The 11,852-nt window shown below is 71.0% G+C and carries 8 protein-coding genes; 4 read left to right on the top strand and 4 right to left on the bottom strand.

Going from position 1 to position 11,852, the window contains the following annotated elements; genetic code table 11:
- Nucleotides 1-82 precede the first annotated feature (82 nt).
- Both ACFWPQ_RS09920 and ACFWPQ_RS09915 read right to left on the bottom strand, forming a co-directional pair.
- Nucleotides 83-1,915 (bottom strand): bifunctional metallophosphatase/5'-nucleotidase, encoded by a 1,833-nt coding sequence (locus tag ACFWPQ_RS09920; protein WP_384031786.1) that lies wholly within the window; start codon nt 1,913-1,915, stop codon nt 83-85.
- A 163-nt stretch (nt 1,916-2,078) separates the two neighbouring features.
- Nucleotides 2,079-3,362: an adenylosuccinate synthase gene (locus tag ACFWPQ_RS09915; RefSeq protein WP_384031784.1), complete on the bottom strand. Its 1,284-nt coding sequence runs from the start codon at nt 3,360-3,362 to the stop codon at nt 2,079-2,081.
- 197 nt (nt 3,363-3,559) lie between these two features.
- Between ACFWPQ_RS09915 and ACFWPQ_RS09910 the strand changes: the two genes are divergently transcribed.
- Nucleotides 3,560-4,408, top strand: coding sequence for a diacylglycerol kinase (locus ACFWPQ_RS09910; protein WP_384031782.1), 849 nt, complete (start codon nt 3,560-3,562; stop codon nt 4,406-4,408).
- Here the strand turns inward: ACFWPQ_RS09910 and eutC are convergent.
- Both eutC and ACFWPQ_RS09900 read right to left on the bottom strand, forming a co-directional pair.
- Nucleotides 4,386-5,177 carry an ethanolamine ammonia-lyase subunit EutC gene (gene eutC / locus ACFWPQ_RS09905; protein ID WP_384031780.1) on the bottom strand — a complete coding sequence of 264 codons (792 nt, stop codon included), beginning with the start codon at nt 5,175-5,177 and terminating at the stop codon, nt 4,386-4,388. The two genes, ACFWPQ_RS09910 and eutC, sit on opposite strands and share 23 nt — an antisense overlap.
- Entirely contained in the window at nt 5,174-6,556 is a 1,383-nt protein-coding gene (locus ACFWPQ_RS09900) for an ethanolamine ammonia-lyase subunit EutB (RefSeq protein WP_384031778.1), read from the bottom strand. Before ACFWPQ_RS09900 ends, eutC begins: the two co-directional genes overlap by 4 nt.
- A gap of 160 nt (nt 6,557-6,716) precedes the next feature.
- Here ACFWPQ_RS09900 and ACFWPQ_RS09895 point away from each other — a divergent pair, with 160 nt between their 5' ends.
- The 3 genes from ACFWPQ_RS09895 to ACFWPQ_RS09885 all read left to right on the top strand — a co-directional run bounded on the left by ACFWPQ_RS09895 (nt 6,717) and on the right by ACFWPQ_RS09885 (nt 11,851).
- A complete protein-coding gene (locus tag ACFWPQ_RS09895; protein WP_384031776.1) occupies nt 6,717-8,228 on the top strand; it encodes an APC family permease in 1,512 nt (503 codons plus the stop codon).
- A gap of 112 nt (nt 8,229-8,340) precedes the next feature.
- On the top strand, nt 8,341-9,435 hold the full coding sequence (locus ACFWPQ_RS09890; RefSeq protein ID WP_384031774.1) for a DUF6801 domain-containing protein: 1,095 nt from the start codon (nt 8,341-8,343) through the stop codon (nt 9,433-9,435).
- A complete protein-coding gene (locus ACFWPQ_RS09885; RefSeq protein WP_384031772.1) occupies nt 9,428-11,851 on the top strand; it encodes an NACHT domain-containing protein in 2,424 nt (807 codons plus the stop codon). Before ACFWPQ_RS09890 ends, ACFWPQ_RS09885 begins: the two co-directional genes overlap by 8 nt.
- Nucleotide 11,852 lies beyond the last annotated feature (1 nt).

The raw sequence follows: 11,852 nt of genomic DNA, 5'->3' as shown, positions 1-11,852 counted from the left end.
CCTGCCCCTATTTATTCGCAAAAAAAAAACGGGGGGGCCCCCCCCGGCGGGGGGCCCCACCACTTGGCACATCGGCGAGGTACTAGAAGACGGGCGTGCCGCCCTGCGTCAGCTTCCAGTTGGTGGCCGCGAAGGTCGACGGGTCGATGGTGCCCTTGGCCGTGGCGTAGGCGATCATCAGGTCCCGGACCTGGTTGGTGGAGCTGTACGCGGTCTCCGCGGCGGCGATGTGCGGGTAGCCGGAGCCGCCGTTGGCGCGGTAGTTGTTGACGGCGACGACGAAGACCTGGTCGTCGGCGACCGCCGCGCCGTCGTAGGTGAGGTTCTTGATGCGGGAGCCCTCGGCCGCCGCGATGTCGATCTCGTACGAGACGCCGGACGCGGTGTCGTACATGTAGTCCCAGAAGCTGTTGGCGTTGGTGAGGGTGGCGGTGTCCACCGCCGTGCCGGACGGGACCTGGTGGTAGTACTTCGCCGCGTACTCCAGGTAGTCCTTGAGCTGGGCGCCGGTCAGCTTCTTGCCGTACAGCGTGTTCTCGTAGATGTAGAGACCGGCGATGTCGCGGATCGTCACGTTGCCGGCCGGGATGTCGGCGGTACGGCTGAAGCACGCGGCCACCGAGATCAGCGGGAGCGCCGCGTCCGCCGCGGACAGGCCCGCCTTCACCGCCTCCGTCTGGACCTCGTGGATGAAGTCGATGGCGGGCACGTCCTTCCAGCAGGCCTCCGCCGTCGACATGTTCTGCGTGGAGGTGCCGATCGCCGTGTTGACGTACTTGACGACCAGGTTGTGGTCGGCGGTGAGGAGTTCGGTGATCCGCGGGTCCTCGGCGACCGTGTTGCTGTTCAGGGTGGTGGCGGTCTTCTTGGTGATCTTCCAGGAGTGGTTCACCAGCTCCAGCTCGAAGTCGAAGACGGAGAGGCGGTAGCCGTAGCAGTACGGCTCGGAGAGGAGGACCTCCTCGCCCGTCTCCGCGTTCTTCACCGTGTAGGTCGGGACGTCGACGTGGGTGTGGCCGACGAGGATCGCGTCGATGCCGGGGACCTGCTCGGCGACCAGGTTCGACGCGTTCTCCACGTAGGGGAGTTCGTCGCCCCACGACGTCGAGCCGTCCAGACCCGAGTGGTCGGTGAGGAAGACGACGTCACAGCCGAGGGCGCGCAGCCGCGGCACGTACTTCTTCGCCTGCTCGACCAGGCCCGTGAAGGCCATCTTCCCGGAGACGTTGTCCTTGTCCCACAGGGCGATGCCCGGGTTGGTGAGGCCGAGGATGCCGACCTTGATGTCCGGGCCGTGCGGGACCTTGATGTGCTTGACGGTGTAGGGCCGGAAGGCCGGCTTCAGCGTCTTGGCGTCCAGGGCGTTGGCACCCAGCAGCGGGAAGTCGCACTGCTTCTCGAAGGTGCGGATGACCTCTATGCCGTAGTTGAACTCGTGGTTGCCGAGGGCGGCCGCGTCGTAGCGCATCTCGTTCATGGCGACCGCCATGGGGTGCTTGGGGCCGCGCTTGCCGTCCTTGCCGGTGATCGGGTCGACGTTCGCGTAGTAGTACGCGAGGGACGTGCCCTGGATGATGTCGCCCGCGTCGACGAGCAGCACCCGGTGCTCGCCCTTCTCCTTGCGGAGGTTCTTCACCAGGGTGGCGATGCGCGCGATGCCGTACGTGTTGCCTCTGGAGTCCACCGGGGCCGCGTTGGTGTAGTAGTCCCAGTTGAAGACGTGGCTGTGCAGGTCGGTGGTGCCCAGGATGGAGAACGACCAGGTCTTGGGCGCCTTCGGGGGCTTGGCGTGGCCGTGGCCGGACTCGGCGGCCTGGGCGGTGCCGGTACCGACCGTTCCCGCGACGGCCACCGCAGCGCCGGTGACGGCGGACTTCTGCACGAACTCACGGCGGTTCATGGGATTGACGGGCATTCAGGGCTCCTGGGAAGGCGGAGAGGACGGGTGTGGCATGCGGGAGGCGGCGGGCTACCCGCGTAGATGCTGGCCGTCGCCCGTTACCGGCGTAACCACGGAAAGCCCAAGGGCCGGTCAAGGATTACCAAGACCGGCCCAAGTGCGTCGTCCAACCGCAGCTCTACAGGAACGAGTTGATCTCGATCGTCTCGTCCCGGCCCGGGCCCACGCCGATCGCGGAGATCGGGGCGCCGGACATCTCCTCCAGCGCCTTGACGTACTTCTGGGCGTTCTTCGGCAGGTCCGCGAAGGACTTCGCCTTGGTGATGTCCTCGGACCAGCCGGGCAGGGTCTCGTAGATCGGCTTCGCGTGGTGGAAGTCGGTCTGCGAGTACGGGAGTTCCTCGACCCGCTTGCCGTCGATCTCGTACGCGACGCAGACCGGGATCTGCTCCCAGCCGGTCAGGACGTCGAGCTTGGTGAGGAAGAAGTCGGTCAGGCCGTTCACGCGGGTCGCGTAGCGGGCGATGACCGCGTCGAACCAGCCGCAGCGGCGGTCGCGGCCCGTCGTCACACCGCGCTCGCCGCCGATCCGGCGCAGGGCCTCGCCGTCCGCGTCGAAGAGCTCGGTCGGGAACGGGCCGGCGCCGACGCGGGTCGTGTACGCCTTCAGGATGCCGATGACACGGGAGATCTTCGTCGGGCCGACACCGGAGCCGGTGCAGGCGCCGCCCGCGGTCGGGTTCGAGGACGTCACGAAGGGATACGTGCCGTGGTCGATGTCGAGGAGCGTGCCCTGGCCGCCCTCGAACAGGACGACCTTGTTCTCCTCCAGGGCCTGGTTGAGGACCAGGACCGTGTCGGCGACGTACGGGGCGAGCTTCTCCGCGTAGCCGAGCAGCTCCTCCACGACCTGCTCCACGGCGATCGCGCGCCGGTTGTAGAGCTTGGTCAGCATCTGGTTCTTGACGTCGAGGGCCGCCTCGACCTTCTGGGTCAGGATCGACTCGTCGTACAGGTCCTGGACCCGGATGCCGACCCGGTTGATCTTGTCGGCGTAGGTCGGGCCGATGCCGCGCCCCGTCGTACCGATCTTCCGCTTTCCGAGGAAGCGTTCCGTCACCTTGTCGACGGTCACGTTGTACGGCGTGATGATGTGCGCGTTACCGCTGATCATGAGCTTGGACGTGTCGACGCCACGCTCGTTCAGACCGCTCAGCTCGGAGAGCAGGACCGACGGGTCGACGACGACTCCGTTGCCGATGACCGGGATACAAGTAGGCGAGAGGATTCCGGAAGGGAGGAGGTGGAGCGCGTACTTCTGGTCGCCGACGACGACCGTGTGACCGGCGTTGTTGCCGCCCTGGTAGCGCACCACATAGTCGACGGATCCACCTAGCAGGTCCGTCGCCTTTCCCTTGCCTTCGTCACCCCACTGAGCACCGAGCAGCACAAGTGCGGGCACGCGCGTACACCCCTTCCGGGCGGGGCATGTCCAAGGTCAGGGGCGTGCGCGTAAGGTTCAGCGCCGCGTACCACCGCGGCCGTCGTTGGCCGCACAACCGTCGGACCGGATGCCCCGGAATAGACGAAGCCCCTGGCGCAATAGCGCAAGGGGCTCTTGCACAGTGATGCTACCCGAGGAAGCGAGGCACGACCGAGGTGGCGACATTCGCGACGTCCGATCAGCTGCTGGTGATCATCGATCCGGCGGCACGGGAAACGGACGGTGAGTCCGTCCGGATCGCGAAAGACGTGCTCAGCGCGGGTGCGGCCGCGAAGGTGTGCATGCCGGACGGCCCCGAGGAATTCGCCCGCGTACTGGCCCGCCGGGGCTCGCGGCGGCCGGTGGTCGTCGGCGACGACAGCGCCCTGGTCCGCACGGTGACCCTCCTGCACCGCCGGCGGGAGCTGGCCGGATGCGTGCTGTCCATGGTCCCGGTCGGGGGCGCGCTGAGCGTCGCGCACACGCTGGGGGTGCCCGCCGGTGCCGTGGCGGCGGCACGGGCGGTCCTGGACGGGGTGGAACGGCGCCTGGACCTGCTGGTCGACGACAGCGACGGGGTGGTGCTGGGCGCGCTGCGGATACCGCCGCTGGCGGCCGTGGCGATGGCTCCGGAACCGGTGCCGGATGCGCGCGGGTGGCTGCGGCCCTACCAGCACCTCGTACGGTCCCTGTCGGGTCCCCGACCGATCCCGGCCGTGCCCCGCCCCGGGCCGCCCGCGCGGCTGCGGGTCGAGGTCGACGGGGAGACGGTGATCGACCTGGACCAGCCCGTGGAGGGCATCTCGGTGACCCCGGGCGGCCTCGACGGGCTGGCCGAGGTGGAGGTGCGCCCGCTGTCGGTGGGCGCCGAGGCGACCCCGGTACGGGCCGCCGGGCGCACGGTGACGGTGACCGGCTCGGACTTCCGCTACCGGGCCGACGGCGGCGTGACGGGCCCGGTACGCCGCCGGACGTGGCGGGTGGTGGAGGGGGCCTGGGGGCTTACGGTGCCGGGGGCGCCGTAGCGGGTGACGTCGCAGGGAGCGGCTCCAAGCCGTCCGCGTCGCTCTCGTCCTTCAGGGCCACCCCGGTCCGTCCCAGCTCACGGCCCCTGCTCAGCAGCGCGGCCAGCTTGCCCGCCGCCGCCTCGTACGTCAGCCCCAGGGGCGGCCGGATGTTGCTCAGGCAGTTGCGGTCCGCGTCCGTGGTCACGCCGGGCACCGGCCGGTACGTCAGGTACGCGCCCAGGGAGTCCGCCGCCGACATGCCGGGCCGTTCCCCGATCAGGACGACCACCAGCGCCGTACCCATCGTGTGCGCGATGTCGTCGCCGAGGGCCACCCGGGCCTGTTCCGCGAGCACCACCGGGGCGATGCGCCAGCCGGTCAGACGGGCCGCCGTCGCCCGGACCACCGCCGCCGCGTGCTCGTGCACCGCCCGGCTGGACAGCCCGTCGGCGACCACGAAGACGACGTCCCGGTCACCGTCGGCCGGCAGGTGCGCCCGGTCCACGGGGTCGAGCCGGCGGCCCAGGTCGGGGCGCTGCAGGTAGGTCAGCCGGTCGCCGGCCGCGCTGCGGACCCGTACCGTCGGCAGGCCCGGCAGGCCCGCCGCCACCGCGTCCGGGTCGAACGGCGAGTGCACCGCGTCCCGGGCGGCCGCGTGGGCGGCCTGGAGGCCCAGGCGGTGCCGGGTGGGGAGGGCGGAGCCGGAGCGGCCGAGACCGATCCGCGCCTGGGTGTGGCGGCGCAGCAGCGGCCACAGCTCGTCGTTCCTGAGAGCCGTCTCGGTCATGCGGCCAGTTCCCTTCCGATCGCCGTCAGCGGATGGCCGCTGACCTCGCGCACCCCGCCGTCCTCCGCCAGCAGGCCGATCGACTCCAGCCAGGCCTCGAACTCCGGCGCCGGGCGCAGGCCCAGCACCTCGCGCAGGTACAACGCGTCGTGGTAGGAGGCCGACTGGTAGTTGAGCATGATGTCGTCGCCGCCCGGTGTGCAGATCACGAAGGAGGCGCCGGCGACGGCGAGCATGGTCAGCATGGTGGCGATGTCGTCGTCATCGGCGTCGGCGTGGTTCGTGTAGCAGATGTCCAGGCCCATGGGCAGGCCGAGGAGCTTGCCGCAGAAGTGGTCCTCCAGGGCGGCGCGCAGGATCTGCCGGCCGTCGTAGAGGTACTCCGGGCCGATGAAGCCGACGACGGTGTTGACGAGGAGCGGGTCGTAGCGGCGGGCCACCGCGTACGCCCGTGCCTCCACGGTCTGCTGGTCGACGCCGTGGTGCGCGTCGGCCGACAGGGCGCTGCCCTGCCCGGTCTCGAAGTACATGACGTTGTCGCCGACGGTCCCCCGGCGCAGCCCGCGCGCCGCCTCGTACGCCTCGTCGAGCAGCGGGAGGGTCACCCCGAAGGAGGCGTTCGCCGCCTGGGTGCCGGCGATGGACTGGAAGACCAGGTCGACCGGGGCGCCGCGCTCCATCAGGTCCACGCTGGTGGTGACGTGGCACAGCACGCAGGACTGGGTGGGGATGGCGTAGCGGCCGATCACTCCGTCGAGGAGTTCCAGCAGGTCGCGGACCGCCTTGGGGCTGTCCGTCGCCGGGTTGATGCCGATCACCGCGTCGCCGGAGCCGAGGAGGAGGCCGTCGAGGAGGGCGGCCGCCACGCCCGCCGGGTCGTCGGTGGGGTGGTTGGGCTGGAGCCGGGTGGCGAGCCGCCCCGGCAGGCCGATCGTGGAGCGGAACGCGGTGACCACGCGCACCTTGCGGGCGACGGCGACCAGGTCCGCGTTCCCCATCAGCTTGGACGCGGCGGCGGCCATCTCCGGCGTGATCCCCGGCGCCACGGCGGCCAGCGCCCCGCTGTCCGCCGCGAGCAGCCACTCCCGGAACTCGCCGACGGTCAGCCCGGCGACGGGTGCGAAGGCGGCCGCGTCGTGCGTGTCCAGGATCAGCCGGGTCACGTCGTCGTCCTCGTACGGGATCACCGGATCGGTCAGGAAGGTCGCGAGCGGCACCTCGGCGAGCGCCCAGCGGGCCGCGACCCGTTCCCGGGCGCTCGCGGCGGCGAGGCCGGCCAGCCGGTCGCCGGAGCGTTCCGGGCTCGCGGCGGCCAGCAGGCGGGCCAGGGAGTCGAAGCGGTGGCGTTCGCCGCCGAGGGTGGCCGTGTACGTGCTCATGGCGGCGACCGTACGAGCCGGGTGTTGCCGACAGATTGCGTCAGATTTCTAAAGGTCTGGTTGACAAACATTTAACGCCCCGAGACCCTCTACCGACTCATTCGGCCTACAGAGTTCCGGTCCAGTACAGCCAGCGAACAGCAGGAGAGGGGCCATCCCGATGGCAGTGGACGAGGGAGTCGCCCCGGCGACGCAGACAGGCGGCGAGGGCACGGTTCACCGGCTGAAGCCCAACGCGATCGGCCTGCTCGGGGTGGTCTTCATGGCCGTCGCGACCGCCGCGCCGATCACCGCCATGACGGGCAATGTGCCCTTCATGGTGTCGTCGGGCAACGGCATCGGCGCCCCGGCGAGCTATCTCGTCGCAATGGTCGTCCTGGCAATCTTTTCCGTCGGCTTCACGTCGATGGCGAAGCACATCACCTCGACGGGTGCCTTCTACGGCTTCATCTCCTACGGCCTGGGCCGCACCGCGGGCCTGGCGTCGGGGCTGCTCGCCACCTTCGCGTACGTCGTCTTCGAACCGGCGCTGATCGGCATCTTCTCGGTCTTCGCCAACACGACCCTGAAGGACCAGACCGGACTCGACGTCCCGTGGTGGGCGTTCGCGATCCTGATGCTGGCCATCAACGCGACCGGCACCTGGTTCGGCGTCAGCGTCGCCGAGAAGCTGCTCGTCGTCCTCCTCGGCACCGAGGTGACCGTCCTCGCTGCGATGGCGATCTCGGTCGCCCTGCACGGCGGCGGCCCGCACGGCTTCACCTTCGGCCCGGTCAACCCGGTCAACGCCTTCAAGGGCACGAGCGCCGGCCTCGGCCTCTTCTTCGCCTTCTGGTCCTGGGTCGGCTTCGAGTCCACCGCCATGTACGGCGAGGAGTCCCGCGACCCGAAGAAGATCATCCCCAAGGCGACGATGATCTCGGTCCTCGGCGTCGGTGTCTTCTACGTCTTCGTCTCCTGGATGGCCATCACGGGCAACGGCGAGGCGGAGGCCGTGAAGGCCGCCTCCTCCGCGAACCCGCTCGCGCTCTTCTTCAACCCGACCGAGCACTACGTCGGCCACTGGGCGGTCGTCCTCATGCAGTGGCTGATGATCACCGGCTCGCTGGCCTGCGGCATGGCCTTCCACAACTGCGCCGCCCGCTACATGTACGCACTGGGCCGGGAAGGCGTCCTCCCCTCGCTCCAGCGCACCGTCGGCCGCACCCACGCCCGGCACGGCTCCCCGCACGTCGCGGGCCTGGTCCAGACGGTGATCTCCGCCGTCCTGATCGCCGCGTTCTGGATCGCGGGCAAGGACCCGTACAACGCCCTCTACGTCCTGCTCGCCATCCTCGGCACCATGGCGATCCTGGTGGTGCAGGCGGTCTGCTCGTTCGCGGTCCTGGTCTACTTCCGTCGCAACCACCCCGAGAGCCGGCACTGGTTCAAGACCTTCGCCGCCCCGCTCGTCGGCGGTGTCGCGATGCTCGCCGTGGTCGTCCTGCTGGTGTCCAACATGGGCGTCGCGGCCGGCACGGAGTCCGGCTCGCTGCTGCTGAAGGCGACGCCGTGGCTGGTGGCGCTGGTGGCGGCGACGGGCGTCGGCTACGCGCAGTACCTCAAGCACCGGGCACCGGAGCGGTACGCGCTGCTGGGGCGGACGGTGCTGGAGGAGACGAGGGAGCGGTAGGGCAGGGACAGCAGGGGCGCCTGGGACACCGGGGGCGGCCGGTCATGGAAGTGCGGTGAAGCTTCCTCCGTTCCCACGGCCGCCCCCCGGTGTGCCTCCGTAAAGTGCGCCCATGTCGGATGAACTGCCAACTGGCCTTACCGGCGCAGAAGTTGGCTTACGCAGGGTCGTCGGCCGCCGCAGGGCGGCCGCACCTGTCGCCGCCCTCGGCCTCGTCGTCGGCGGCGTCGGCGTCGGCGTCGCGGCGGGTGCCGGGAGCGCGGACGCGGCTTCCGCCACGGTCGAGTTCGCCTGTACGTTCCCGGGCCTGGGCGGAGCGCCGATGACCGCGTCGATCGTGTGGAACTCCTCGGACACCTACACCGTCGGCCGTCCCACCCCACGCGTGCCGATCGAGGCCACGACCACGGTCGACCCCCTCGTCCCGCAGTGGCTCCGCGTCTTCGGGGCGACCAGCATCCAGGGCTCGGCCGAGGCGGCCACCGTGGTCTCCGCGCCCGGCGGGGACACCGACAGGACCTTGCCGCTGGACATCCCGGTGACCCAGCTCCCGTCGTCCGGCCCGCTGACCCTGAGGGCGGACGGGGCCATGCCGCCGCTGCGCTTCACCCGGGCCGGCACGGCGAAGGTCTCCGTCGGCGACGTGACCCTGCACCTCACCCCGCGGACGGCGGACGGCAGCCCGACCCAGCTGGGCACGGTGAACGCCTCCTGCGGGCCGGCCTCCGGGCAGAGCGGCGTCGTGACGTCACTCCGGATCCTGCCCGCGACCCGGCCACGCCCGACGCCGACCGGGACGGGCGCGGGGACGGGGACGGGTGCGGGGACGGGTACGGGTACGGGTACGGGTACGGCTGCCGGGGGTGCTGGATCCGGTTCGGGTGCGAGCGGGGGTGCCTCCGGTGCGGGGGCCGGCCGGGGCACTTCGCACGGCACCGGGCCCACCGGCGGCCCCGGCCCCTCCCGCACCCCCGACCCGAGCGGCTCGGCCACCGCCGGCGGTACGCCGAGGGCGTCGAAGGCGGCCGTACCCCGCGGCGCCCCGACGGCCGGCGCCCCCGAGACCGCCTCCGACCTGCACACCTCCGCCCAGGACCGCACCCCCTTACCGGTCTCGTTGCGGGCGGCGCTCGGAGTGCTGGCCGTGGCCTCGGTCGCGTTCGGGAGCGCGATGTGGTTCAGGCGGCGCCGGGGGGAGGATGGCTGAGGAGCCGGCCGGGGGCGATGGGGGCGGTCCTTCTCCCGGCAACGAACCGGCGTTCCACCAGACTTCCGTCCAGAACGGCGACGGAACGCAGATCAACGCCCAGAAGATCGGCGCGGTGCACGTCCACGTCCATCTCAGGCAGTGGTGGGTCGAACTGGCCAGGGTGATCCGCAGACTGGCCCGGGGAGCGGACAGACCGGCCGCGACGGCGGAGGAGTTGGCCCGGACAGCCGACGAACTGGCTTCGGCGGTCGGGAAGCGCTGGCAGGCCGAGGCCAGGCTCCGCCGGCTCGACGATCCGATGCGGTTGCCCGTGTTGTGGGCGAAGGCGGACGAGGAGACGTTCGAGTCGGACCACCCCGAGAACGTCTGGGGGGACCGGGCCGAGGAGAGCCTGACCGGAGATCTGGACCGGATCGCCGAGCTCCACGAACGCCTTCCGTACCGCCGGCTCGTGGTGCTGGGCGACGTCGGTTCGGGAAAGACAGTGCTCAGCCAGCGGTTCGTACTGGAGCGGCTGGCGGGCCGTGAACCCGGCGCGGCCGTACCCGAGATCTTCAGCCTCGGGTCGTGGAACCTGGACGAGGACTCGCTCGACGCCTGGCTGAGCCGCCAGCTGATCCGCGACCAGCCGTGGCTGCGCGCCCTCACCGCCGACGGAAGGACCACACTGGCGGACGAGCTGGTGCGCGGGAACCTGATCATGCCCGTCCTGGACGGCTTCGACGAGATCCCCGAACGACTGCGGGACAAGGCCCGCAACCAACTCGACGACGCCTCCCGGCCGTACGTCCTCACCAGCCGCGTCGACGCCTACCGACAAGCCGTGCTGGACACCAGGGGGCTGCATCGGGCCGCCGTGATCACCTTGGTCGGTCTCTCCCCTGTCGCCGCGGTGGAGTATCTGCGGCTCAGCAGTCCGCCGAAGGCCGGATCCGGCTGGAAACAGGTGCGGCAGGAGATGTCGGCCGACCCCGACGGCCCACTGGGCACCGCCCTGTCCACGCCCCTGATGGTCCACCTGGCCGCGATCGTCCACGGCGAGCGCGGTACGGGCGGCCCCGAGGGCGCGGCGCGCGGACCGGAGGCGCTGCTGAGAGCCGGGCGGTCGGGCACCCGCGACACGGTCGAGGACGGCCTGCTGAGCGGTTTCCTTCCCGTCGTCTACCGGGACGGGACCGAAGACGACGACCGTGCGCGGGTCCAGGAGTGGCTCGGCTATCTCGCTCACCAGCTCGGCGACGGACATGACCTCAAGTGGTGGGAGCTGGGCAGCAGAACGCTGAGCCGTCCCACGCGCACGGTCTTGGTCGGGACGGTGACCGGGCTCGCCTTCGGGCTCCTCGACATGCTCGTGCTCTGGTCGCTGATGCCGTTCGTGGTGCCCAAACCCCCGTACTGGGTCGCGGCCGTGCCCCTCAACGGAGCCTTCCTCGGGCTGCTGACGGGAACGGGGTTCGGGCTGGTGAACGCGCTCACGCACGGGGGCAGGGCGCGGGTACCGGCCGGTGTCACCATGCGGCTCCTCGGTGGAACGCGGCCGTCCCGCCGGACGTTCGGCCGCAGGCTGCTGGTCGGGCTCACCGGCGGATTCGGGTTCGGGTTCGTCACCTGGCTCGCGACCGGGCTCGCAGTCGGCGCCGTGAACGGAACGGCACTCGGGCCGACCCTGCTGACCGGGCTGCGCTACGGGCTCGCGGGCGGACTGGGGTCCGGGCTGGCCCTCGGGCTCGCCTACGGCGGCGGAGGCGGCGGGCCCGCGGTCAGACGCCTGCGGCTCAGGGGTGTGATCCGGCACTTCAGGCGGGTGGTCGGACCACGGCTGATGATCGGATACGCGGCCGCGTTCTCGGCCGGGCTCGTGTTCTCGATCGTGGGCCCGCTGGTGACCGACCTGGCGACGGGAGACGGGGCCGCACTCGGGACCGTGCTGGCCTCCGCGGTCGCCAGCGCCCTCGGCTACGGGCCCGTGGTCGGACTCGCGTACGCCCTGTCGGCGGCACTCGCCGCCCCGCTCCCCGCCGGCTCCACGAACGACCCCGCCCGCCTCCTGCGGACCAGCCGCACGGCGGTACTCCAGCAGTCGCTCGCGAACACGCTGGTCTTCGGGGTGGTGGGCTGGCTGTTCTACGGGAGGGCCGGCGACATCCCGGACTGGGCGTACTTCACGCTCGTCCTCGGGCTCGGACTCGGCCTCGCCTACGGGCTCGCGCTGACCGCCTGGGGCCACTGGATCGCGCTGTCCCGCGTCTGGCTGCCGCTGACCGGCCGGCTGCCCCGGGATGTGGACGCCTTCCTGAAGGACGCCCACCGCCGAGGCGTCCTGCGCCACTCGGGCGCCGTGTACCAGTTCCGCCACGCCCTGCTCAAGGAACACCTGGCGCGCATGTACAAGGACGAGGAGGAGAAGGGATGAG

Origin of the sequence: Streptomyces sp. NPDC058464 (assembly GCF_042721035.1) — a bacterium.
Taxonomy (GTDB): domain Bacteria; phylum Actinomycetota; class Actinomycetes; order Streptomycetales; family Streptomycetaceae; genus Streptomyces.
The sequence above is the reverse complement of the archived record's forward strand: the minus strand, read 5'-3'. Positions and strand labels throughout refer to the sequence as shown.